This is a genomic window from Pandoraea anapnoica (assembly GCF_902459765.1).
Lineage (GTDB): Bacteria > Pseudomonadota > Gammaproteobacteria > Burkholderiales > Burkholderiaceae > Pandoraea > Pandoraea anapnoica.
In genome coordinates this window covers 256,244-280,307 of record NZ_CABPSP010000004.1, presented here as the reverse complement: position 1 = coordinate 280,307, position 24,064 = coordinate 256,244, and the positions used below count along the sequence as shown (strand labels likewise).

Here is a 24,064-nt window from a genome sequence, read left to right as displayed (position 1 = left end):
GTCAGGGCGCCGACGCTGGGGCCTTCGCCTCTGTTGTCCCCGTCGCCCCGTTTGTCTGCGCGGGGTGGGGGTCGGTGTCCTGCGCGAGGGCATCAATCGACCAGCCACCGCCGAGATCGCCGATGAGCGACGTGGCCGCCAGCAAGCGCGACTCCTGCACCGTCAGCGCGTTCTGCCGCGTGTTGAGTTGAGTCGTTTGCGCGGTGACGACCGTCGTGTAGTCCACCGTTCCGGCTTGATACTCGTTCATGGCAATGCGCGCGCCATCGGTCGAATCTCGCACGGCGGCGTCCAGCGCCTGCGCCTGCTGCTCCAGAATTCGCAGCGACGACAGATCGTTCTCCACGCCCTGCAATGCAGTGAGTACCGTGCCGCGATAGTTGGCGACAGCGGCGTCGTAGGCGGCCCGGGCGGCATCGACTTTGGCGCTGCGTGCGCCGCCGTCGAAGATCGTCTCCGATGCACTCGCGCCGAGCGACCACACGTAGTTGGCGATTTTGAAGAGTCCCGCAACGGGGGCGGCGGAGAATCCGTCCGTGAGCGAGAGTGTGATGTTCGGGTAGTAGGCCGCGATGGCCACCCCAATGGCGGCATTCTCGGCGGCCATCTGTCGCTCCGCCACGGCAATATCCGGACGCCGTTGCAGCAGTGTCGACGGCAATCCGATCGGCACGTCCGGCAACGTCGGGAGCGCCGTGCTGTGCGGGATCGTCAGCGATTCCGGGGTGCGTCCGACCAGCACGGCAATGGCGTGTGCATACTGCGCGCGCGAAACGCCCAATGCGATCAGGCTGGCCCGGGCGTTCTCCAACTGGGTGCGTGCCGTGATGACGTCGGAGGGCGGCACCGTGCCTGCACGGTCCTGATCGGCCACCACGCGCAGGTATTCGGTATAGGCGGCCACCGTTTGCGTCAGCAGGTCGATATTGGCGTCGGTAATGCGTAAGTCGATGACGGCGTTGGCCAATGCGATCTGTTCGGACAGCGTCGCGTTCGCCAGCGTCGCCTGACTGGCCTGCGCCGTCGCGCCGCTTTGTTCGACAGTGCGCCGCACCTGGCCCCAGATGTCCGGTGCCCAGCTGACGCTCCCCTCAGCCGATGCCGAGTTCACGATGTTTGCGCCACTGCGCGACGCCAGCGCAGCCGTGGTGCTCGCGCCGCCGCTGCTGCCGCGCGAGCGGCTGGCCGAGCCGTCGATGCCGAGCGTCGGAAACAGGCCTGCGCGTGCCTGACGCACCTCGGCGAGCGCCTGCTGATAATTGGCGTAGCTCTGGCGCACCGTCTGGTTCGAGACCTGCACCTGAGGCTCCAGCTCGTCGAGCAGCGGGTCGTGGAAGGCTTTCCACCATTCCCCTTTGGGGCCTTCGGCGTCCGGGCGCGCCTGTGTCCAGCCGTCCAGTTCCGTGAAATGAGTGGGCATGTCGACGAGAGGGCGCTGATAGTCCGGGCCGACGGCGCAGCCGCCAAGCAGGACAAGACTAGCGAGGCAAGCAAGCGTGAGCCGATGCATCGGACGTGGGGACATTCGGCGAGTGTTTCTGATGAGCGTCATGATCGAACCTCCGGGCCGGAATCGCGATGCCAGGGAAGGCGCGTGGACCAGCGCGCCAGCCGGGCGCGCAGGCGGTCGAGATAAAGATAGATGACCGGGGTGGTGTACAGCGTGAAGACCTGACTGAGCAGCAGGCCGCCCATCACCGTCACGCCGAGGGGCTGGCGCAGCGACGCCCCCTGACCGAGGGCGATGGCGAGCGGCACCGCGCCGAGCACGGCCGCGAACGTCGTCATCATGATCGGACGCAGACGCACGACGGCCGCTTCGTGAATCGCCTGCTTGGCGGGCATGTTCTGGTTGCGCTGCAACTGGATCGCCACGTCGACCATCATGATGCCGTTCTTCTTCACGATGCCAATCAGCAGAATCATCCCGATCAGCGCGATGACGGAAAACGGTGTGCCGAAGATGAGCAGGGCGAGCGTCGCGCCAATGCCGGCCGACGGCAGTGTCGAGAGGATGGTGAGCGGATGGATTGTGTTCTCGTAGAGCACGCCCAGCACGATGTAGACGACGCCGAGCGCCGCGAGGATCAGCAGCGGCACGGTGCCCATCGACTGCGAAAAGGCCTGCGCCGCTCCGGCGAACGCGCCGTGAATCGACGCAGGCATCCCGATGGCACGTGCAGCGTCGTCGATGGCGACCTGTGCCTGACTCAGCGAACCACCCGCCGGGAGGTTGAACGAGATCGTGGCGGCCACCATCCCGCCCTGATGGTTGACCTGCGTGGCTGTGTGACGCGCCGAGAAGCTGGCGAGCGCGCTCAGCGGCACCATGGTTTCCGAGGCTGTGCTGTCTGCACTGCCGCTCGAATTCCCGCCTCGGCTGTTCGAAATGGCGTTGTTCTGCTGGTTGGCCACGGCGTTCGCGTTCAGGGCATTGGTTCCCGATGCGACCGCCTTCACGGTCGTGCCGTTCACGGTCTTGCCCGACATTTGCGTCTGCCCGGTGCCGCTCGCGTTACCGGCGGCCGTACTCAGATAGATCTGATCGAGCGACGTCGGGTACTGCCAATACTGCGGTGCGACTTCCATCACCACAAAGTACTGATTGATCGGGTTGTAAATCGTGGAGACGGTGCGCTGCCCGAACGCGTCGTACAGCACGTTATCGATCTGGTTCGGTTGCAGGTTGAAGCGAGCCGCCATCTGGCGGTGGATGTCGATGTACATCTGCAAGCCGTTCTGCTGGAGATCCGTATTCACGTCGAGCACCGTCTGGCGGTGCTTGCCTAGTTCTGTGACCAGCTTGGGCACCCATTTGTAGAGCGCCTGCGCGTCGTCGCTCGTCAATGTGTACTGATACTCGGCGGCCGACTGGCGTCCGCCGATGCGCAGGTCCTGCTGCGCCTGAAGGAACAAGCGCGCACCGGAGACCGCGTTGAGCTTGGGCCGCAGCCGGTTCACTACGGCGTCGGCCGACAAATGACGCTCGGCCAGCGGTTTCAACTGGACGAAGACGGTCGCCGAGTTGAGCGAGCGTCCGCCGGTGAAGCCCGCGACCGACGCGACCGCAGGATCCGTCTGCACAATAGTTTGCAACTGTTCCAGCTTCTTTCGCATGGCCGGGAACGAGATACTCTGATCCGCCATGATCTGACCGATCAGAATGCCGGTGTCCTGCTCGGGAAAGAACGTCGCGGGCAACAGGCGGAACAAGAATAGATTTCCGACGAGCAGGCCCAGCATCACCAGGCCGACCAGCCCGGCGTGGTCGAGTACAGCGGCGAGAGTGCGTGCGTAGACATCGCGGAACCGGTCGAACTGACGGCCGATCCACTGTGACCAGCGGGCTTCGGACGTCGCCGATTCCCGTGTGAGCACGTAGGCGCACAACGTCGGCGTGACAGTGAGCGAGATCACCATCGAGATCAGAATGGCGATCGACAGCGTGACCGCGAACTCATGAAACAACAGGCCGACGATGCCGGGCATGAGCAGAATCGGCAGGAAGACGGCGATAAGCGACAGGCTCATCGACAGCACAGTGAAACCGACTTCGCCTGCGCCGAGCAGGGCGGCCTCCTTCGGCGGCACGCCCAGTTCCAGATGGCGCACGATGTTCTCCATCACGACGACAGCGTCGTCCACGACGAAGCCGGTGCCGATGGTGAGCGCCATGAGCGACAGGTTGTCGAGGCTGTAGCCCAGCAGGTACATCGGGCCGAACGTGCCGATGATCGAGAGCGGCAGCACCACGGCGGGGATCAGCGTCGAGTTGGCCGAGCGCAGGAAGACGAACACCACGCCGATGACCAGCAGCACCGCGAGAATCAGTGTGCGTTCGGTGTCCTTGAGCGACGCTTCGACCGAGACGGAACGGTCCAGCGCCACCCCCACCTTGATGTCATGCGGTAGCGTGGCTTCGACGAGTGGCAGGATCTGGCGAATCTGTGTGACTGTCTTGACCACATTGCTGCCGGGCGACGGATAGACAATGACGAGCACAGCGGGTTTGTTGTTGAACAGCCCGGCGTTGCGGATGTTCTCGTTGCTGTCGCGCACGAGGGCAATGTCGTGGAGCAACACAGGTGCGCCGTTGCGATACGCGACGACCAGGTCCTTGTAACCGTCGGCTTTGCTGATCTGGTCGTTGGAGGTGACTTCGAAACGCTGGTCGCCCTGATCAAGATGACCTTTGGCGCTGTTGGCGTTGGCGGCGGAGAGGGCGGCCCGAACGTCTTCCAGTCCGATGCCGTAGCTATTGAGCTTACCGGGCTCCAGTTCGACGCGCACCGAGGGCAGCGCACCGCCGCCGACCGTGATCTGGCCCACGCCATCGACCTGCGACAACTGCTGCAGGATGATCGAGTCGGCCGAATCGTAGAGTTGCGCCGTAGTGAGCGTGGCGGACGTCAGTGCGATCACCATCACCGGCGTATCGGCCGGATTGAACTTGCGGTAGCTCGGGTTGCTGCGCAGCGTGCTCGGGAGGTCGGCCCGCGCGGCCTGAATGGCGGCTTCGACGTCGCGCGCGGCGCCTTCGATATCCCGCTTCAGGCCGAAGACCACCGGAATCGAGACGGAGCCGACGGTGCTCGTCGACGTGAGTTCGCTGACGTCGGCGATCACACCCAGCCGTCGCTCCAGCGGGGCGGCCACCGTCGCCGCCATCACCTCGGGGCTCGCCCCTGCCATGCTCGCTTGCACCGCAATCACCGGGAACGCGACGTTGGGCAAAGGTGCGACCGGTAGGCGCAGATACGCGAGCAGTCCCGAAATCAGCACCGCGACCGCTAAGAGTGTGGTCGCAACGGGCCGCTTGATGAAGAGCGCCGAGAGGTTCACGGCGCACCTCCCGGTCCGTCGTCCGGCGGTGTTCTCGTTTGACTGTCTTTCGCCCGGCGTTCGCGTCTAGCGGCACGACGTTCACGGACCCGCGCGGCCATGCGATCGAAGTACAGATAGATGACGGGCGTGGTGAACAGCGTGAGCAACTGGCTCATCGCCAGACCGCCGATGATCGCGAGCCCCAGCGGCCGCCGCAACTCCGACCCCGTGCCCGAGCCGAGCAGCATCGGCAACGCGCCGAGCATGGCGGCAAGCGTCGTCATCAGAATCGGACGGAAACGCAGCAGCGATGCTTCGAAGATGGCCTCACGTGGAGGCTTGTTATGCGTGCGTTCGGCGTCCAGCGCGAAGTCCACCATCATGATGGCGTTCTTCTTGACGATCCCGATCAGCAGCACGATGCCGATGATGCCGATCACATCGAGATCGCTTCCCGTGAGCATCAGCGCGAGCAGCGCGCCGATCCCGGCCGACGGCAGCGTCGACAGAATGGTGACCGGATGGATGAAGCTCTCGTACAGCACGCCGAGCACGATGTAGACGGCGACCAGTGCGGCCACGAGCAGGTAGACCTCGCTGGAGAGCGAATCTTCGAACGCCTGTGCCGCGCCCTGGAACGACGAGGCAATCGAGGGCGGCAGATGCACCGCCTGCTGAGCGCTGCGAATCTCCTTCACGGCGCTCGACAGCGAGGCCTCCGGCGCGAGATTGAACGACACCGTGACCGCCGGGAATTGCTGGAGGTGACTGATCGCGAGCGGCGTGCGAACCACCTTGAGCGACGCGATGGCTGAGAGCGGCACCTGTCCGCTCGAACTCGTTTGGCTCGGCAGATAAATCGTGCCGAGCGACTGGATGGAGTTGAGCGACTCGGGCTTCGCCACGAGGATCACGCGGTACTGCGCCGACTGCTCGAAGATCGTCGACACAATGCGCTGGCCGAGAGCGTCGTATAGCGCGTTGTCGATGGTCGCGGGCGTAATGCCGTAGCGTGCCGCGAGCTGACGGTTGACCTCCACCCGAATCGACAGACCGCTCGTATCGAGGTCGCTGGCTACGTCCGTGATCGACGAAATCTGTTTCATCCGGGCGATCAGCGGCGGGACGTATTGCGCGAGCGTCGCCTGATCCGGGCCGCGCATTACAAACTTGTATTGGTTGGGCGAGACGGTGGTGTCGAGCGTCAGATCCTGCGCTGGCTGCACATAAAGCCGGATACCGGGCACCTTCGCCGTGGCTTGCTGAAGCCGACGGCCAATCTCGACGGCGCTCTCGGCGCGGTCGTCCCGTGCCTTCAGGTTGATGAGGAACCGGCCGTTGTTGAGCGTGGTGTTGATCCCGTCGATGCCGACGTAGGAGGTGATGGACGTCACGTCCGGGTCTTGCAGGACGACGTCGGCCAGCGCCGCCTGTCGCCTGACCATCGCGGCGTAGGAGACCGAGTTGTCCGCCACCGTGATGCCCTGCAGTACCCCGACATCCTGCACGGGGAAAAGGCCCTTCGGGATCACAACGTACAGCACGACGGTGAGTGCCACCGTGACGAGCGCGACCATCAGTGTCAGGAACTGATGGTCGAGCACCCAGTTCAGTCCGCGCTCGTAGGCGGCCAGCGTTTTGTCGAACACCCGCTCGCTCACCCGCTCGAAGCGACTCGGATGGCGCGCTTCCTGCGCCCGGAGCATGCGCGCGCAAAGCATCGGCACCACGGTGAGCGACACGATGGCCGATATCACAATGGTAACGGCGAGCGTCACGGCGAATTCGCCGAACAGGCGTCCGATCACGCCGCCCATGAACAACAGCGGAATCAGCACCGCGATCAGCGAGATCGTCAGCGACATGATCGTGAAGCCGATCTGTCCAGCGCCCGCCAGCGCGGCTTCCAGCGGCGCCATGCCCGCTTCGAGATAGCGCACGACGTTCTCGATCATGACGATGGAGTCGTCGACCACGAAGCCCGTGGCGATGATGAGCGCCATAAGCGAGAGATTGTCGATCGAGTACCCCAGCTCGTACATGACCGCGAGCGTGGCGATCAGCGAGACGGGCACTGAAATGCTCGGGATGACAGTGGCCGGAACGTTGCGCAGGAAGACGAAGATCACGGCCACCACGAGCACCACGGCGAGCACGAGTTCGAACGCGGCGTCGCTGACCGACGCGCGGATCACGCCGGTGCTGTCCGAGACGACGCTGACCTTCATACCGGCGGGCAGGGTGGCTTCCAGTTGCGGCAGCGCCCGCTTGATCTGATCCACGGTGGCGATGACGTTTGCGCCGGGCTGGCGTTGCACGTTCAGCACAATAGCCGGGGTCTTGTTCAGCCATGCGCCGCGCTCGACATCCTGCGCGGCCTTGGCGACGTGCGCCACGTCGCGCAAATAGACGGGGTTGCCGTTCTGATAGGCGATGACCGAGTCCAAATAGTCCTGCGGGTCGGTAATCTGGTCGTTGGCGTCGAGCGTGTAATCGAGTTCGGGGCCGTCGAAGTTGCCCTTCGGCTGGCTGACGTTGACGTTCGCGAGCAGCGTGCGCAGGTCGTCCAGATTCAGGCCGTACGCGGCGAGCTTCTGCGGATCGGCTTCCACGCGCACCGCGGGCACGTTGCCGCCCGCGAGCGTGACGAAACCGACGCCTGCCACCTGCGAGATTTTCGCGGCGAGCCGGTTGTTGGCGGCGTCCTGCAATTGCGTGAGCGACAGCGTGGACGACGTGACGGCCAGCGTCATGATCGGCTGGTCGGCCGGGTTGACTTTGGCATAGGTCGGCGGTGCAGGCAGTCCGCTCGGCAGCAGGCTGTTCGCGGCGTTGATCGCCTGTTGCACGTTCTGCTGAGCGACGTCCAGATTGAGCGCCAGATCGAATTGCAGCGTGATGACGGACGATCCTTCCGCGCTGTACGAGATCATCTGTTGCAGGCCGGGAATCTGGCCGAGCTGCACTTCAAGCGGCGCGGTGACGGTCGTCGCCATCACCGACGGACTCGCGCCCGGGTAAAACGTCTGCACCTGTATGGTCGGGTAGTCGACGCTCGGCAGCGACGACACCGGCAACACCCGTACCGCCACGAGGCCGATCAGCACGAGCGCGATCATCAGCAGCCAGGTCGCGACCGGGCGCAGGATGAAGATTCGCGAAAAGTTCATGGGCGGGCGCTTGTCGACGTGGGATCAGACCGGGGCACCCGAGTCATTGGGCGGAAGGGCCCGATGCCGCCGATGCACCCGAAGCGTTCGCTCCGCGATGCCCGCCATGACGCTCGGTGGACGGTCCCGTCGATGCCGCCGCGCTCGCGCCGCTCGCCGTCGAGGGAAGGGCGATGTGCGCACCGTCGCTGAGCCGGTCCATACCGTCCGTGACCACCGTCTCATCGGCTTTGAGGCCCGCGGTAATGACTGTGTGCTTACCGTCGCTCGGCCCGATCGTGACCTTGCGCAACGACGCGGTATTTTGCGGCGTAACCACGTAGACGAAGTCGCCCGGCGTGCCGCATCGTGTCGACGAGCAGCTTCACGTTGACGAACTCCTGCGGGAACAGCACTTCGTCGTCGTTCGCAAAGCGCGCGCGCAGTGTGACCGTGCCGGTCGCCGTCGCCATCTGGTTACTCACGGCGTAGAGCGTACCGGTCGCGAGTTGCTCCTGGTTGTCGCTGGAGTACGCGGTGACCGCCAGCGGCTCGCCGGTGCGGTAGCGCTTCATGACGGCGGGCAGGGCGTTCTGAGCGACGGTGAACTCGACGGTCGTGGGCTTGATGCTGGTAATGACCGCGATGCCCGTCGTGCTCGTCGCGGTGACGTAGTTGCCCGGGTCGACCAGGCGCAGACCGACACGCCCCGATACCGGTGCAGTGATGCGGCAGTACGTCAGATCGAGTTCGTATTGTTTGATGTTGGCCAGATCGGCTTTCACGGCGGCTTCGTCCTGTGCAACCGTGAATTGCTGGTCGACGAACGTCTGCTCGGCAATCGACTTTTGCTCGTGAAGCTGGGTGTAGCGGGCCAGATCGGCCTTTGCCTGCGCGAGTGCTGCGCGGTCCTTGGCCAGTTGCGCCTGCGCCTGTTCCTTGCTGATTTCGTACTGACGGGGGTCGATCTGGGCGAGGAACTGGCCCTGCTTGACGTCCTGTCCCTCCTGATAGCCGACCTGCGTAAGGTAGCCGCTCAACTGCGGCAACACTGTCACCGTCGCTTCGGGGGTGACAGTGCCGAGCGAGGTGATTGTGACCGGCATTTCGCCGTAAGCGACCTTGGCGACGGAGACGATTTGCGGCTGCGCGCCGCGCTTGGCCGCCGGACGATGCAGCAGATGCCATGCGACCCATGCCACCAGTACGAGGATGACAATGCCGATCCAGAGCGCCGTGCGACGTCGCTTCGGGGGTTTCGTTTCCTGGGGTGACGCCGCTGTATTCGACGTATTTTCCATCTTTGCCTCTCCGCCCGGCGAGCATGCCGGGAAGCTCCCCGGCCCACCGGGGAGACCACGCTTAGCAGTCTAGCTAGGGGCATGCCGGTTTTGGCGATGCGAACGGATACCCGACGTTACGGCGTGTTACCTGCGGCTGTTCGAAATGGTCGGGCGACGTCGGGTCGACAAACCCCATGAAAGTCTGTCGAGACAAGGAGGTCGCGGAGGAAAGGGGTAAGCGAGAAGGCGCTTGGGAAGCAGAGGGACGGCTGTCGTCCCCCTGTTACATCGTGTTACTGAGGGGCTTGCCGGTAAGGGGCCGGAAGCCTTTCCACGCCGGGAACGCGGTTCAGACTGGCTGACGGGGCGACGTACGGCGCGGAGCGAGACGTTTGATGATGCGGCCGAAGGCACGGACCTGCTGGGCAACGACGCCCAGACCGTAGCGGCGCGAACGTCCTGCCGGGGCAGGCAACTGGTCGCGAATACCGGTCGGCTCCACGGTTTTTTCCCACGATGCCGTGCGGAACAGCATATCCCACCACGGGAAGAGCACACCGAAGTTGCAGCCATAGCGCGTGCCTTCGTGGCCATAGCCAATGGCGTGATGGCGACGATGGAACGTTGGGCTCACGATCAGGCGTTCGAGCACAGGGCCGTACGGCAGGCGGGCGTTGACGTGCTGCACGCTTTGCAGGAAGTTGCCCACGGCCACCAGCACGACGTACTGTGCTGGCTGCACGCCGATGAACAGAGCGATCGCGGCGAAGAACGCGGCCTGCACGATGTCGTCGAGGAAGTGGTTGCGGTCGTCCGACCACAGCGACATCTGCTGCTGGCTGTGATGCACGGCATGCAACTCCCACCACACGCCGAAGCGATGCTGCCAGCGGTGATACCAATAGCCCGCGAAGTCGAGCACCGTCAGATACAGCAGGAACGACACGATGGGCTGGTCGGTCACGCCGGGCAACAGCCCGTCCAGATCGACGCTGGGCAGCCCGTGAATCACCATCTGGCTCTGCAAGTCGTTAAAGACCGGCTGCAACACCACGAAGAACAGCAGATTCAGAATGCCGAGCTTGGCGATCCACGTGTAGATGACGTCCGCTCGGACCTGCTTGCGGTCTTGCCACTGCTCGATCGGACGCAGCGCTTCGAGCGGACGCAACAGCACATACGTCAGCCCGACCTGCAATACGCCGATGATCACCAGATAAAGGGCGTCGTAGATATCGTCGTCGTAACCCATCAGATTGAAATGGAACAGCAGCGGCTGCACCACATCGACATAGACGAGTGTCTGGACGGCGGAGATGCCGCTATCGACGAAATTGAGGGCTTCCTGAATCATCTATCGGCCTTGTCAGTCCGGATTCGGCGAGAGAACCGGTGCGCGGTCGGCAAAGTAGATGCCGTGCGGCGAACGGTTCACAGCAATGGTGTCGACCAGCTTACGCGTCGTCAGGTCGATCACGCCAACGTGGCGGGCAAATCGGAACGTTACCCAAAGATAACGTTTATCTGCGGACAATTCCATATCGTCCGGTCCCGGCATCAGACCGGTGAGGTCGGCCACCTTGGTCAGCGACTCGTAATCGAGAATGCTGATGGTGCTTTCCACGCGGTTGCTCACTGCGATATGGCGTCCGTCGGACAGGGAGCGGAAGTTGTGTGCGCCACGGCCGGTCTGAATGCGCTTGACGACCTTCTGCGCGCGCCAGTCGACCACGGCTACGTCGTCCTCGCCCGTCATGCCGACGAGCAGATACTTGTCGCCGGGCGTCATCCACAGGCCTGCGGGGGTCTTGCCGACCGGCATGCGCCATTTCACCGTTTGCGTCGCCAGGTCGATGGCGGCCAGCTCGCCCGAGTCCTGAAGCGTGACGAACACCGTCTTGCTGTCGGACGAGAAGGTCATGTGGCTCGGGGTCTTGGCCAGCGGAATGCGCTTGGCGACCGTGACGTTTTCACCGTCATAGTGATACAGATCGACACGATCCAGACGCAATGCCGCCGTCACGAACCACTTGTGGTCGGGCGAGAAGCCGAGCTGGTAGGGATCGTCGATGTCCACGACCTGACGCTGGAACTTGCCGGTGTTCGGATCGAGGAACATCAGGCTGTTCGAGACCGAATTGGCCACGATCAGCGAGCGCTTGTCGGGCGTAATCATCAGGTGATGCGGCTCTTTGCCCGTGGGCATCGTGCCAATGACCTTGTGTGACGCCTGATCGATGAGGGAAAGCTGCGCGGCCCCCGAGTCGAGCACGATGACCGTGCCCGCGTGGGCGGACGAGAACGTCAGCGGGAGTACGGCGGCTGCCAGCAGGGAGAGCGTCGCGACGCGGACGTGGCCGGCCAGCCGGGAAAGCTTGGAGCGCTTGGAAGAAAACACCATGAATGCCTAGGGTGGGGCGAAAAACGGTGACGTTCGCCGGTAAGCTTAACGTCGATTCTCACGTTAAACGCGCCAGACACCCCATTCGTTGACAAGAAAATGGGACGAATTCGCAGCTCCACACGATAGCATCAGGCGGCCTGATCAGGCTTCGTCAGGCGCGCCGGTCGCGGGCCCGTCCCATTGCGCCAGCAGGGCCAGCGCCTCGCGGGTCCAGTCCAGCCATCCTTGTTCGTAGCGCACACCCAGTCGCAGGATATGACGTTGCAAGGCGGTTTCGCGTGTCAGCGGTGCGTCTGCCGGGAAGTCGCGCGCTTCGATGGCGTGATAGGCGGCCAGTTTCTGCGCGTGAAGCGTCGCGCGCCGCGCCAGTTCTGGCTGTAGACGCAGGGAGCCGATGGCAGCATCGGCCCGCAACCGGACCATGAGGTCGTCGCGCAGGTCGGACGGCTCGGTCGGCGTGGCGGCCCAGGCGAGGAGTTCATCGCGTCCGCCGTCGAGCACCCGGTAGACGCGTTTGCGTGTGCGGCCGCCGTCCGGTGCGGCCGTCGAAGCGATCCACCCGGCGGTTTCCATGCGCGCCAGTTCGCGATAGATCTGCTGATGCGTGGCGTGCCAGAAGAAACCGATGGACTTGTCGAAGCGGCGGGCGAGATCGTACCCCGAGGAGGATTTCTCCAGCAGCGAGGTCATCAGGGCGTGGGCGAGCGGCATGCCCGGTAGTCTAGGGACTCTAATCGCACTATGCAACGGGTTGCATAGTCGTCGTGACGCGCTAGAATCGCCATCAAACTATGCAACCGGTTGCATAACCGGAGATGCACGTGGTCATTCCCCAATTCCACAAGACCCACGGCCCGCGACTCCGGGCCGGACGACGAGAGAGACAACCATGAGCGCGACAAGCGGTTATCCCCACCTGATGCAACCCCTCGATTTGGGCTTTACGACGTTGCGCAACCGCGTGCTGATGGGCTCGATGCACGTTGGGCTGGAAGAAGCACGCAACGGCTTTGCCCGAATGGCCGAGTTCTATGCCGAGCGCGCCCGTGGCGGCGTGGCCCTGATGGTGACGGGGGGGATCGCGCCGAACGAGGCGGGTCGTCCGTATGCGGGCGGCGCCAAACTCAGCACGCAAGAGGAGGCGGACAAGCATCGTGTCGTGACCGACGCCGTGCACGCCGCTGGCGGCAAAATCGCCATGCAGATCCTGCATTTCGGCCGCTACGCCTACCATCCCGATCTCGTCGCTCCGAGCGCCTTGCAGGCCCCCATCACACCGGCTAAACCGCGCGAACTGACGAGCGACGAGGTCGAGGCGACCATCGACGACTTCGTGCACTGCGCGGCACTCGCACAGCGCGCGGGGTACGACGGCGTTGAAATCATGGGGTCGGAAGGGTATCTGATCAACGAATTCATTGCCGCCAGGACCAACCATCGCACCGACGAATGGGGCGGCAGCTATGAGAACCGAATGCGCTTCCCGGTGGAAATCGTTCGCCGGGTGCGTGAGCGCGTCGGGCGCGAATTCATCATCATCTACCGGCTGTCGATGCTCGATCTGGTCGAGGGTGGCTCCACGTTTGACGAAGTCGTGCGGCTCGCCCGCGCGATCGAGGCCGCCGGTGCGACGCTGATCAACACGGGCATCGGCTGGCACGAAGCTCGTATTCCGACGATTGCTACGAGCGTGCCGCGCGCTGCCTTCGCGTGGGTGACGGGCAAGCTCAAGGGCCACGTAGGCATTCCGCTCATCACGACCAACCGCATCAACATGCCGGATGTGGCCGAGCGGATTCTGGCGGACGGCGAAGCCGACATGGTCTCGATGGCGCGCCCGCTGCTGGCCGATCCCGAATTCGTCAACAAGGCGGCCGCAGACCGTGCGCAGACGATCAACACGTGCATCGGCTGCAATCAGGCATGCCTCGACCACACGTTCAGCGGCAAGATCACCTCGTGTCTGGTCAACCCGCGTGCCTGCCATGAGACCGAGTTGCGCATCGAGCCTACGGGGCGTCGACGCCGCGTGGCGGTCGTCGGCGCGGGGCCCGCGGGATTGGCGGCGGCCACGGTGGCTGCGCGACGCGGACACGACGTCACGCTCATCGAAGCCGATGCCGAGATCGGTGGCCAGTTCAATATGGCCAAGCGCATTCCCGGCAAGGAAGAGTTCTTTGAGACGCTGCGCTACTTCCGGCACGAGCTGGACGCCAGTGGCGTCAACGTCCAGTTGAACACGCGTGCGACGGTGGATTCGCTTAGCCGTGGCGGTTATGACGACGTGGTCCTTGCGACCGGCGTTCTGCCGCGAACGCCGGACATCGAAGGCGTGGATCATCCGAAAGTGCTGCGCTATATCGATGTGCTTCGTGGCGGTGCCAAGGTCGGCCGAACCGTCGCGGTGCTCGGTGCGGGCGGTATCGGTTTCGACGTGGCCGAATTCCTCACGCAAGCGGGCGAGAGCGCCACGCTGGTGCCCGAGAAGTTCTACGCCGAGTGGGGCATCGATCCGTCGTACGCGCATGCAGGTGGCCTGCGTCCGCCCGTTCCCGAGACTTCGCCGCGCAAAGTTTTCCTGATGCAGCGCAAGACCTCGAAGGTCGGTGACGGTCTGGGGAAAACCACCGGCTGGATTCACCGCACTTCGCTTAAACATCGCGGCGTAGAAATGATCCCGGGCGTGACCTATCGACGTATCGACGACGAGGGTCTTCACGTCACTATTGACGATGCGCCGCATGTGCTGCCCGTTGATAACGTAGTTTTGTGCACGGGACAGGAACCGCTGCGTGAATTGGCTGAAGGATTGCAGGCGGCAGGCGTGCGTGTGCATGTCATCGGCGGGGCCGATGTGGCGGCGGAACTCGACGCAAAGCGCGCCATCAAGCAAGGCACAGAGCTTGCGATCGACCTATAAGTTTAGGGAGCTACACGGGGCGCGGCATACCGTTGTGCGACAATGGCGCCTCGCGATTCCGGCCTTCTGCAGGCGGTTTTTGCGATGCCAAGCGTGTGTGCCAAGTGCCGGGCACGACGTTTCCGAGGCGTGCGCCGGATTTCCACCATCGCGGGTCATCCGTCGCGGCCTCAGTGGGACTCCGTACCGTGTGGCCGACGGTGTCATCGTCAATGAAGCGCAAGTTACTTTCGGCCATTTCGCTCACGGGCCGTCTCCGGTTACAGAATCTCGCCATCGTCTGCGCTGTCGTCGTGCTTTGCAGCGGCCTGCTGTGTCTGGCGTGGGGAACGTACCGCCAGGCGAGCGACGCAGCGCTCGCGCTCGACGCCTTGCGCGCGACGTTGCTGGCGATGGAGAAGGCGTCCGCCGAGCGCGGGCCGGCTAATGCCGTTCTGGGCGCGGACCTCCCGCTGCCCGCGTCGTCGGTCACCGCCTTGCGCAACGCGCGCGAAGCGACCAACGAACGACTTCAGGAGCTGCTCTCGGTACTGTCTTCGGACGACTGCAACCAATGTGCAAGCGGTCTGCGTGCCGTCGAGCGGGCGCGGCTCGATCTCGCTGCGGCCAGTGCGAACGTCGATCTGCTGGTGCAGCGCCCGCGCGAAATGCGCAGCGACGCATCCGTGCGCGATGCCGTCGAGCGCATGGTTCGTGTCATCGCCGACTTCACCCCCGTGGCGTCATCGCGCATCGATGTCGTGTCGCGCGGCGCACCGGGTGCACTGCATTACGTCATCCTCGCGCGTCTTGCGGCCGATCTCCGGGAGTACGCCGGACAACTCGGATCGCACTTCACCGCCGCACTCACCACCCGACAGACCCTGACCGAAGCCGATCAGCGTGCCATCGAGCGCACGCTCGGCCGTATCGATCAGTTGCGCGACATGATTGTTGCGCGCGTCAACGAACCGCCGGAACTGGGCCCCGACTCGCTGAGCGCTATTAACGCCCAATACTTCGGGACGGGGCTGCATTACGTGGCGACGGTTCGCACGCTGGCCGCGCAGCCGAAGCCGCCCGTGCTCACAACGGCCGAGTTCGCCCGCCAGTATGTGCCGACGATGCGCGCCATCACGGACCTGCGCGACAGCATGCTATGGCTTGCGCAACGCAAGGTCGAGTCGCAACGCGCTCGGGCGTTGCGATGGCTGATCCTGACGTCGTTGGCGGAAACGGCACTGGTGTTCGTCATCATCGCGGCGATGCGCAACTTCCGGCGCACTGTGGTGCTGCCGTTTGAGTCCGCTACCCGCTTCGTCGACGATCTCGCACAAGGTAATCTCGATGCAACGGTGCCGGTCGACGGCGTGCCGATGAAACGCGCACAGGTGCGCGCCGTGTTCGACGCGTTGCGTGTGTTGCGGCTGAACGCCGTCGAACTGGTCCAATTGCGCCGTGAGCGCGCGCGACTGGTCGGCGAGCTGGAGATGAGTTCGGATACCGATCCGCTCACACGCCTGATGAACTGGCGCGCCTTCGAGCGTCAGGCGCAGGCGCTGTGTGCGATGCGCACGCCCGGCCACATTGCGCTGATCAAGTTCGATATCGACAACTTCACGCAACTCAATGCCGCGTGGGGCCACAGCGTGGGCGACGACGTGCTGCGCCGTGTAGGCGCCGTCTGTCTGAATACGTGCCAACCGGGGGACGTCGTGGCGCGGCTGGGCGCGGATGCGTTCGTGATTCTTGCGCGCGTGCTCGACGAATCGCGCGCCCGGCAGTTCGCGGAATTGCTGCGTGGACGCATCGAAGCCACGACGCTCGCCTTGCCGAACGGGGAGACGCTGACGCTTACCGCCAGTTTCGGCATTGCGATGACAGATCCCGCCACCTTCGACGTCACCGGCACGCGCACCGGCGTACCCGCGAGCGTGTCGGCTTTGCTGAGTCAGGCGGAACGCCAGTTACACGCGGCACGTCAGGCGAAGCGGCACACGGCGGGGTGAGCGGCGACGACCGCACACCCCGTCACAGACGATTACGGCCACTGCGGCGTTGCCGTTCCCAGGGCCAGCGCAGGCAATGCCCAGTCGACGGGCGTACCCGCCACCGACATCGGCGTGGCGACACGTCGGACCGGCCCCCAGGACGTGTCCTCGATGCGCGGTGACAGATCGTCTGCCGTCTCGGTGGCCAACGGTGGGGGCGCGTTCTCCGGCGTACGTTGAGTCACAAGCAAGCTGGCCGTTCTGGCCAGCGAAGCCTTCACTGAACTTCCGAATCCCTGTGTCTGACGAAGCGCCAACGCATGCACGGCCGCCGCCGCCATGAGGTAGCCGGTTGCGTAATCGATTCCTTGCCCGGGCAACGGCACCGGACGTTCGGCACCTGCAGCACGCATTCCCGCGTCGGCAATGCCTGCGCTCATTTGCAGCAGACTGTCGAAGCCGCGTCGCGCGGACCACGGACCGTGCCACCCATAGGCGTCGAGCGAAACGTCGACCAACGTCGGGTTGAGTTCGCGGCGGCGCGCGGCACCGAGTCCGAGACGCTCCAATGCGTCGGGACGATAGCCGTGAACCACTATGTCTGCGTCACGCAGCAACCGTTCAAGTGCTTCGTGTCCGTCGGCGTGCTTGAGGTCAAGCCGTGCACAGCGTTTGCCGAGCACGACTTCCGGCACCGTGCCGGGTTCGTCCCAGCCGGGCGGGTCGATGCGCAGTACGTGTGCGCCGAAGCCTGCAAGGAAACGTGTGGCCGTCGGCCCGGCGAGGATGCGTGTCAGATCCAGCACGCGAATGCCACTCAGCGGCCGTTCGCGCATGGGCTGCCACGTGTTGCGTCGCGTGTTGCTGGCGCTTCCGGTGTCGAACGTCTCCCAATGCAGCAACGGTTCGTTGGCGACGGCCATCCCTTGCGGATGCTCACGCCATTGCGCCAGCGTACGCATGGCGGCAGCGCAACCGCCTTGCGTCACGACGGCCGCTTCGAGCGCGTCGGCCTGCCACGTTGAGACGATTCGCGCGACGGCGTCTCTGTCGGCTTCCACACCCAGTACCGCGAGTGCGGCCGCACGATGATGCGGGGCATTCGTGTGCAGACGAATCCAGCCGTCGGCCGTCCGGTAGTCGCCTGCAATCGGATCCCACATGGGCGCTGACGACCAGCCCTGCGCGCGCAACGACGTCTGAAACCAGAACGACGCCAGTCGCCTGTCGACATGGACGTGCGGTGCGACGGCGCTCGCGCTCAGGCCGTAGTCGCCCGAGGCACCCGTGGTCAGACCGGCTACGGCGAGTGTCGCGGTGGCGATCGAGGCAGTCGCGAAATCGGTGTACGGAAATGTGCAGGGCAATGCACCGGTGCCACTCAGTGTGAGATCGGTCTGCGCATGCTTGCCGCCGTCGACGGCGTGGCGCATCTCGTGCAGGTAGGACGCGACGGCACCGGGGTCTTCCGCCAACGGAAGTGCGAGACTGGGTGTCGTAGGGGAAGTCTCTGAAGCAGGGGAACGCATGGGAAGTCCTCGAACGATTCGATACGTGGCATCGCAATGAGTCGCGATGCAAGACTGCCGGCGCATTGAAGCTTAAGCCGATGGATTTTATTGTCAATATTGATTAACTTAATCAATCTGTTGGTCATCCACCGGCTTCGACGATGCAATACTTCACTGCGAAACAAGCGGCCGAGCATCTTGGCGTGTCGCTTCAGACCCTTTACGCGTACGTCAGTCGTGGCCTGCTGCATGCCGAGCCGGGCAAGACGCATCGTGACCGTCGCTATCGCGTATCGGATGTGCAGCGCCTGGCGACGCAACGCACGCGCGGACGCAAGCCGAAGGAGGTGGTCAAGGCCGCGCTCGATTGGGGCATGCCGGTGCTGGAGTCTTCTATCACTCTGATCGAAGACGGACGGTGCTACTACCGGGGACGCGACGCGCTGCAGATGGCGAAGACTGCCTCCGTCGAAGCCACGGCGGCGTGGCTGTGGCAATGCAACGAAGCGTCCGCATTTGGCGACGACGCAAACGCCTCGATCAATCGCCTCACCGACGACTGGCCCGTGACGTTGCTCGAACGGTATCGCGAACGGCGTGCGGAGGATGCGCTACTGCCCGCATTCACGGTTGCGAGCGACGACGCGTCGACTGCGATCTGGCAACGCGATCCAGTGCGTGTGGCGCAGGGCAGCGCCGCGTTGCTGCGTACGATGACGGCTTGCTTGCTGGGCACACTGCCAAGCCACGCGCCGATCCACGAACAATGTGCAGCCGCATGGGGCGTGAAAGGTGCCGACGGTGCCGACCTCATCCGCATGGCGCTGGTGTTGTGCGCGGACCATGAGTTGAACGCATCGAGCTTTACGGCACGCTGCGTGGCATCGACCGGCGCGAGCTTGCGCGCGGCGATCGTCGCGGGGCTGTCCGCGCTGACCGGCGGCCGTCACGGTGGCACCACCGCACGCAATGAAGCGATGTGGGACGAAGTCGGTGAAATCGATACCGCGGCGCGCATGCGTGAGCGGCTGGCGCGCGGTGAGAAGCTACCCGGCTTCGGCCACCATCTCTATCCGGCGGGGGATGTGCGCGCGAGTGCGATGCTCGCGCGGGTGTTGCCTGCGCATGCCGCATGGCAAACGATGATCGACTCGGCCGAGGCACTCATCGGCCAGCGTCCGTCGCTCGATTTCGCCCTCGTGGCGGTGCGCCGTCACCTGGAATTACCCGTCGGGGCCGCGTTCGGACTCTTCGCCCTCGGACGCACCATCGGCTGGATCGCGCACGCGAGGGAGCAACGTGAGAGCACGCAACTGATTCGGCCGCGCGCCGCCTATGTCGGTGCGCGACCTGACCCGTCGCCCGCAGTCTAAGCGCCCGAACGCCTCCCGAATACTGCCCGGTCACCAGCCCAGACGAGCGCCATGGTCGCCCCCATGAGCGGGAAAACGCAGCCGAGCGCCACCATGACGGCGGTCCATCCGCGCATCGGCGGACGCGTCTGCGGGCGCGACGGCGCGCCGAGCGTGCGTGCCGGACGACGCATCCACCACATGATCGCACCCGTCGCCGCCATGGCGAAAAGTCCCATCGAAATCGCCGCGCACAACCATTGATTGGCCACGCCGAAGTACCGGCCCATGTGCAGCGCGGTGCCGTATGAGACCGCCTGTGCGACGGCACCGTACGCGTTGTAGTCGATGTCGCGAAGTACGCGGCCGCTGTACTGATCGATGTGAATCGTGCGCTCGGCCTTCGGATCGGCAGGGAAGTACGACACGGTGTAGACGCCGTCCGGCCGCTTCGGTACGACGAGGCTATAGCCGCTTTGCACACCCAGACGCGAGGCAATGGCCATTACGTCGTCGACGGGCAGCGCACCTTCTGCGCGCAACGCGGCGGGCGACAGGCCTGTGTTGCCAGAAGTGCTGTGTCCGTTGTGGGCCGCATGTTCGTCGGCCAGCCTCTTGGAGTCATGCGCGGCATGGTTCATGCCCTGCATGTTCGCCATCCCGGCCATTCCATCGGCACTTGCAGGTGGCGTCGACTTTGGCACCTGCGTGTTTCCCACGGCCCACGGAATTTGGGCGATAGGCAGGTCGTCCATCTTCATGGGCTTTACCGGTACCTGCGAGCGCACCGGTGCTTCGCCCCAGACACCGGGCGGCGAGCCCATTCCGATCTTCGACGTCAGTACCTTGAACTGCGCTCCCCACGAGCCGGACCACGGCAGCCCCGACAGCACAAACGCCAGTCCACCTGCGGCGAGCCACAAGCCCGCGACGCCGTGCAGATTACGCAGCAGCGGACGCCCGCGTAACTGCAAGCGCGGCCGCAGCGCATTCGCCCAAGTTGTGCCCGTACGCGGCCACCAGAGCGCGAGTCCGGTCACGAGCATGACAAGTGTCCAGCACCCGGCCAGCTCCATGAGCAATTCGCCGGGCTTGCCCAGCATGAGTGAGCGATGCAACGCACGCGCCTGCGCCATTAGCCGGTTTTCGACGCTAAGCGTGCCAAGCACTGCGCCGGTGTAAGGATTCAGATAGACACTTTCACGCTCGCCACCTGGCAGACGGAAGATGAATTCCGCGCTGCGCGTCGGATCGCGATTGACTTCGACGGAGCTGACTTTCGCGCCTGCGGGCAGCGCCGCCGCCGCGCGTTCCATCAGCGTCTGCTCGGCCAGACGCGGTTCGGTGGACGCTGCGACGATCAGCCGGTCGTGATAGAGCCACGGTTCGATCTGTGGCTGGAAGACGTAAATCGTGCCGGTGATGGCGAGCACCATGAGCCAGGGCATCACGAAGAAACCGGCATAGAAGTGCCAGCGCCAGAGGGTACGGTATTGGCCTGCGGCGGCCGTCGATTGCGCTTCACGGGTGTGAGGCGTCTGGGAGTACGGCGGATGAGATGTCTGCATGTTGCGACGATTCCGTCTCGTGTCGCCACTGCATGGCAGCGGCGCGCGCAGGCCGCTGGCGCAAGCGTCAGACAGGCATTGGGCGCGAATGAGGAGCGACGCCGTCACCGGGCGTGGCGAGGCATCGGACTGAACGCGAGAGATCAGGAAACGGCAGGCGGGGCACGCGCAGGCGGCGTGTAAGCGAGTTGAATGTTCGACGGGGCGGCATCCGCGACCGGTCCGGCGCGCGCGACCCATGCGAACGAGATCGCACCGGCAAGCGCGGGCATGACGAGCGGCGGATGATTGGCGAGCAGCGAACAGTAGCCGCAAAGGTCGCCCTGATTCTCATGCGTGGCATGTGACATGCCTGCGCCGTGCGTCGCGTCGGCGTCGTGCCCGTAAGCCGTGGCTGCCACCAGCATGGCGGACGACGCATGCGTGGCACCGTCGACCGTACAGAACGCGGCGTCCAGCACACGTGCCTGTCCGGCGCGATGCGCCGCGAGTCCCTGACTGACGATCGGCATGCAAATCGCCAGCCACATGGCGGCGAGGCCGAGCCATGCAGTGAGACGTTTGCGGGAAGACGATGTCATGCGTCGGAGGGCCGTAGATTGCGATGGGCTGGGGGTGTTAAAGCCGAAATGCTATCACGCGAGGCGTCAGATCATGCCCGCCGTGAGTGCCTTGAGGGTCGCGGCTGCGCGCGTCGAACAGTCCAGCTTGCGGAAGATGCTTTCGACGTGTGTGCGCACGGTGCTGGGACTCAGGGCCAACGCGCGGGCGGCTTCCTTGTTACTCAGCCCTGCGCTGATTTGACGCAGCACGTCAATCTCACGTGGTGAGAGCAGCGAGGCTGCGCCCGGTGGCGTCGCACGGGGGCGCACCGTTTGCCCCTGCGACGTCGCGACGACCGCCGCCACAATGTCGGCATCGAACTTTCCGGCGGCGGCTTCGCGTTCGATCAGTCCCGCCGCCTCGTCGAACGTGTGGGCTGGTCGCCACGGACGCGTCGCCAGCAACGCTTCGAACGCGACCGAAGTGGCGAGAACACGCTGCGGCGTCGTCAGTGTTGCGCCGTCGACGCCACGGAAATAGCCGCTACCGTCCAGCCGCTCATAAGCGTAGGACGCAAGGTCGGCCACTTGCCGTAGCCCGTCGATCTGTTTGGCCGCACGCGCGCTCCAGTATGGGACGAGACGAACTTTCTCCCACTGATCGGCGGAGAGCTTGCCATCCGTCTCCCAAAGCCGGTTCGGTAAGGCTGCGCGGCCGATGCCGTGCAACAGGGCCGCTGAGTGCAATTGCGTCTGGACTTCGATGTTAAGGGCCACGCTTTGCGCCGTACGCGACGCCAGATCCGCCGTGCGACGCGAGAAGCCGGCGAGCCACGGCAGCTTCAGTTCGGTGACATCCGCCAGCAGCGATAGCGGCACGTCGTCATGACGATCCGTACGGTGATCAGACCCGGCGAGTTGCCACGCGCCGGTATCGGGATCGGCGGCGTCCAGTGCATCCAGCCAACGGTTCGCCTGACGCACGGCCGCATCCACCAGCCGGGCGGGATATTTGGCGTCCGACTGACTGCGCAGGAAGGCGAGGGCGCTTTCGCGTCCGTGAGCACGTGCCAGAATTTCGAGATCGCTCGCGACGTTGACGAAGAACACCGCCTCGGGAATCGCATCGCCATCGCGCCCGGCAGGCATGCCCTTACCATCGAAGCGTTCGAAGACGTTGCGCAGCGCGTCGACCACGCGCGGCGGCATGCCCATCGTAGCGGCGACGTCCCCCGACACTTCGCAGTGAATCAGAGCCAACGGCACGATGAGCGATTGCGTTTGTGCGGAGAGCGGCGGCAGCGTCTGCGCCATCATGGCTTCGCGCGCGGCGACGTCGTCGCCCAGCAACTCGGCAAAGCCACCGGCGTTCGCCGTGCAGCCGGACCAGCGCAGCAGTGCCGTCGCGCGGGCATGATTCTGCGCGTCGAGGTCTGCACCGCATTCCTGCGCGAGCCAGCCAGCAAGGCAGGCGGCGCGGCGCGAGTGGTCCGTCGAGCGGCCCATGCTGAGATCGCCGATGAAGGCGAGCGCGAGAATCGCGTCGGTGAGGCCGGCGGTACTCGATGACATGTTGGACGTGGATGAGAGGCGGAAGAAAGGGGGCGCTATTGGTCATCGGGCGTCTGCATCGGTCGATCGTCCGATACCGGCGCGACCGCGAGACGACGACACTGGCAACCAGTCGAGCCAACCTCGTGGCTCGCTTTCCCGAATCAAGGAGATTTCGATGAACCGCCATTCTACTCTCGCTGCCATGCTGCTGAGCGCCGGTCTGCTGGGCGCTGCCGTTTCCGCAAACGCCGCTCCTGCGGCCACCGCCCGCGACGGCGCACCGTCCGTCGTGATCGTGCACGGCGCGTTCGCCGACGGCTCCGACTGGGCCAAGGTCGTCGCCATCCTTCAGGACAAAGGTGTCCACGTGACGGCCGTGCAGAACCCGCTCGACTCGCTCTCCGGCGACGTCGCAGCCGCCACGCGCGCCATCGACAATCAGCCGGGCAAGGTCGTGCTCGTTGGCCACTCGTGGGGCGGCGCCGTCATCACTGAAGCGGGTAAGGACGACAAAGTCGCCAGTCTCGTCTACGTGTCCGCCTTCGCGCCGGACTCCGGTCAGTCGGTCGAAACGCTCTCGAAAGACCTGCCGAAGGCACCCGGCATCGATCACATCGTCGCCGACGCCAGCGGCTGGTTGAGCCTGCCGCCGGCCGACGTCGCCAAGTTCTTCGCGCAGGACGTGCCCGCCAGGCAAGCGCGTGTGATGGCCGCGACGCAAGGCCCGATCAAGGGGTCGGCGTTCGGCGAGACGATCAGCGTCGCCTCGTGGCACCAGAAGCCATCGTGGTTCGTGATCAGCCAGAACGACCGCATGATCAACCCGGAAGCCCAGCGCATCATGGCGCGCACGATCGGTGCGAAGGTGACGGAGCTGCCGACGAGCCACGTGCCGCAGCAGTCGCGTCCGGCCGATGTGGCGAAGGTGATTCTCGACGCAGTGGCCAGCGTCAAGTAAGACCAGTCGTTCGGGGTGAGGGGGTGGCC

Annotated in this window: 14 protein-coding genes and 1 pseudogene; 4 read left to right on the top strand and 11 right to left on the bottom strand. The window is 64.6% G+C overall.

Annotated elements, in window-relative coordinates:
* Position 1: 1 nt before the first annotated feature.
* From PAN31117_RS09405 to PAN31117_RS09375, 7 genes and pseudogenes are all read right to left on the bottom strand, one after another.
* The gene (locus PAN31117_RS09405) at positions 2 to 1,552 is read right to left on the bottom strand and encodes an efflux transporter outer membrane subunit (protein ID WP_150737953.1); all 1,551 of its coding nucleotides are present in this window, start codon (positions 1,550 to 1,552) and stop codon (positions 2 to 4) included.
* Complete coding sequence (locus PAN31117_RS09400) at positions 1,549 to 4,842, bottom strand: efflux RND transporter permease subunit (RefSeq protein WP_150737952.1); 3,294 nt, start codon at positions 4,840 to 4,842, stop codon at positions 1,549 to 1,551. Before PAN31117_RS09400 ends, PAN31117_RS09405 begins: the two co-directional genes overlap by 4 nt.
* Positions 4,839 to 7,994, bottom strand: coding sequence for an efflux RND transporter permease subunit (locus PAN31117_RS09395; protein WP_150737951.1), 3,156 nt, complete (start codon positions 7,992 to 7,994; stop codon positions 4,839 to 4,841). Before PAN31117_RS09395 ends, PAN31117_RS09400 begins: the two co-directional genes overlap by 4 nt.
* Positions 7,995 to 8,037: 43 nt before the next feature.
* Positions 8,038 to 9,274 (bottom strand): annotated as a pseudogene (locus tag PAN31117_RS09390) (efflux RND transporter periplasmic adaptor subunit).
* Between the two features lie 331 nt (positions 9,275 to 9,605).
* Complete coding sequence (locus PAN31117_RS09385; protein WP_150737950.1) at positions 9,606 to 10,610, bottom strand: sterol desaturase family protein; 1,005 nt, start codon at positions 10,608 to 10,610, stop codon at positions 9,606 to 9,608.
* 12 nt (positions 10,611 to 10,622) lie between these two features.
* Entirely contained in the window at positions 10,623 to 11,657 is a 1,035-nt protein-coding gene (locus PAN31117_RS09380; RefSeq protein ID WP_150737949.1) for a YVTN family beta-propeller repeat protein, read from the bottom strand.
* A gap of 144 nt (positions 11,658 to 11,801) precedes the next feature.
* Complete coding sequence (locus PAN31117_RS09375) at positions 11,802 to 12,371, bottom strand: PadR family transcriptional regulator (RefSeq protein WP_150737948.1); 570 nt, start codon at positions 12,369 to 12,371, stop codon at positions 11,802 to 11,804.
* A gap of 178 nt (positions 12,372 to 12,549) precedes the next feature.
* On the opposite strand from PAN31117_RS09375, the gene PAN31117_RS09370 reads away from it, so the two are divergent.
* On the top strand, positions 12,550 to 14,580 hold the full coding sequence (locus PAN31117_RS09370; RefSeq protein WP_150737947.1) for an NADPH-dependent 2,4-dienoyl-CoA reductase: 2,031 nt from the start codon (positions 12,550 to 12,552) through the stop codon (positions 14,578 to 14,580).
* A gap of 212 nt (positions 14,581 to 14,792) precedes the next feature.
* Positions 14,793 to 16,568 carry a GGDEF domain-containing protein gene (locus PAN31117_RS09365; RefSeq protein WP_150737946.1) on the top strand — a complete coding sequence of 592 codons (1,776 nt, stop codon included), beginning with the start codon at positions 14,793 to 14,795 and terminating at the stop codon, positions 16,566 to 16,568.
* Between the two features lie 32 nt (positions 16,569 to 16,600).
* On the opposite strand, the gene PAN31117_RS09360 is transcribed toward PAN31117_RS09365, so the two are convergent.
* Positions 16,601 to 17,983, bottom strand: coding sequence for a CoA transferase (locus tag PAN31117_RS09360; protein WP_150738073.1), 1,383 nt, complete (start codon positions 17,981 to 17,983; stop codon positions 16,601 to 16,603).
* Positions 17,984 to 18,222: 239 nt separating this feature from the next.
* On the opposite strand from PAN31117_RS09360, the gene PAN31117_RS09355 reads away from it, so the two are divergent.
* Positions 18,223 to 19,434 carry a citrate synthase family protein gene (locus tag PAN31117_RS09355; RefSeq protein ID WP_150737945.1) on the top strand — a complete coding sequence of 404 codons (1,212 nt, stop codon included), beginning with the start codon at positions 18,223 to 18,225 and terminating at the stop codon, positions 19,432 to 19,434.
* Here the strand turns inward: PAN31117_RS09355 and PAN31117_RS09350 are convergent.
* The 3 genes from PAN31117_RS09350 to PAN31117_RS09340 form a co-directional block, all read right to left on the bottom strand.
* Positions 19,431 to 20,981: a PepSY-associated TM helix domain-containing protein gene (locus PAN31117_RS09350; protein WP_150737944.1), complete on the bottom strand. Its 1,551-nt coding sequence runs from the start codon at positions 20,979 to 20,981 to the stop codon at positions 19,431 to 19,433. The two genes, PAN31117_RS09355 and PAN31117_RS09350, sit on opposite strands and share 4 nt — an antisense overlap.
* Positions 20,982 to 21,124: 143 nt before the next feature.
* A complete protein-coding gene (locus tag PAN31117_RS09345; protein ID WP_150737943.1) occupies positions 21,125 to 21,562 on the bottom strand; it encodes a DUF2946 domain-containing protein in 438 nt (145 codons plus the stop codon).
* Positions 21,563 to 21,628: 66 nt separating this feature from the next.
* Complete coding sequence (locus PAN31117_RS09340) at positions 21,629 to 23,095, bottom strand: HD domain-containing phosphohydrolase (protein ID WP_150737942.1); 1,467 nt, start codon at positions 23,093 to 23,095, stop codon at positions 21,629 to 21,631.
* Between the two features lie 157 nt (positions 23,096 to 23,252).
* Between PAN31117_RS09340 and PAN31117_RS09335 the strand changes: the two genes are divergently transcribed.
* Positions 23,253 to 24,035 (top strand): alpha/beta fold hydrolase, encoded by a 783-nt coding sequence (locus PAN31117_RS09335; RefSeq protein ID WP_150737941.1) that lies wholly within the window; start codon positions 23,253 to 23,255, stop codon positions 24,033 to 24,035.
* The last annotated feature ends 29 nt before the right edge of the window (positions 24,036 to 24,064 follow it).

What these genes read in the sequence shown, in the direction of transcription:
- PAN31117_RS09405 (WP_150737953.1), bottom strand. Translation starts at nt 1,552, where the DNA reads ATGACGCTCATCAGAAACACTCGCCGAATGTCCCCACGTCCGATGCAT.
- PAN31117_RS09395 (WP_150737951.1), bottom strand. Translation starts at nt 7,994, where the DNA reads ATGAACTTTTCGCGAATCTTCATCCTGCGCCCGGTCGCGACCTGGCTG.
- PAN31117_RS09385 (WP_150737950.1), bottom strand. Translation starts at nt 10,610, where the DNA reads ATGATTCAGGAAGCCCTCAATTTCGTCGATAGCGGCATCTCCGCCGTC.
- PAN31117_RS09380 (WP_150737949.1), bottom strand. Translation starts at nt 11,657, where the DNA reads ATGGTGTTTTCTTCCAAGCGCTCCAAGCTTTCCCGGCTGGCCGGCCAC.
- PAN31117_RS09375 (WP_150737948.1), bottom strand. Translation starts at nt 12,371, where the DNA reads ATGCCGCTCGCCCACGCCCTGATGACCTCGCTGCTGGAGAAATCCTCC.
- PAN31117_RS09370 (WP_150737947.1), top strand. Translation starts at nt 12,550, where the DNA reads ATGAGCGCGACAAGCGGTTATCCCCACCTGATGCAACCCCTCGATTTG.
- PAN31117_RS09365 (WP_150737946.1), top strand. Translation starts at nt 14,793, where the DNA reads ATGAAGCGCAAGTTACTTTCGGCCATTTCGCTCACGGGCCGTCTCCGG.
- PAN31117_RS09360 (WP_150738073.1), bottom strand. Translation starts at nt 17,983, where the DNA reads ATGCGCCACGCCGTCGACGGCGGCAAGCATGCGCAGACCGATCTCACA.
- PAN31117_RS09355 (WP_150737945.1), top strand. Translation starts at nt 18,223, where the DNA reads ATGCAATACTTCACTGCGAAACAAGCGGCCGAGCATCTTGGCGTGTCG.
- PAN31117_RS09350 (WP_150737944.1), bottom strand. Translation starts at nt 20,981, where the DNA reads ATGCAGACATCTCATCCGCCGTACTCCCAGACGCCTCACACCCGTGAA.
- PAN31117_RS09345 (WP_150737943.1), bottom strand. Translation starts at nt 21,562, where the DNA reads ATGACATCGTCTTCCCGCAAACGTCTCACTGCATGGCTCGGCCTCGCC.
- PAN31117_RS09340 (WP_150737942.1), bottom strand. Translation starts at nt 23,095, where the DNA reads ATGTCATCGAGTACCGCCGGCCTCACCGACGCGATTCTCGCGCTCGCC.
- PAN31117_RS09335 (WP_150737941.1), top strand. Translation starts at nt 23,253, where the DNA reads ATGAACCGCCATTCTACTCTCGCTGCCATGCTGCTGAGCGCCGGTCTG.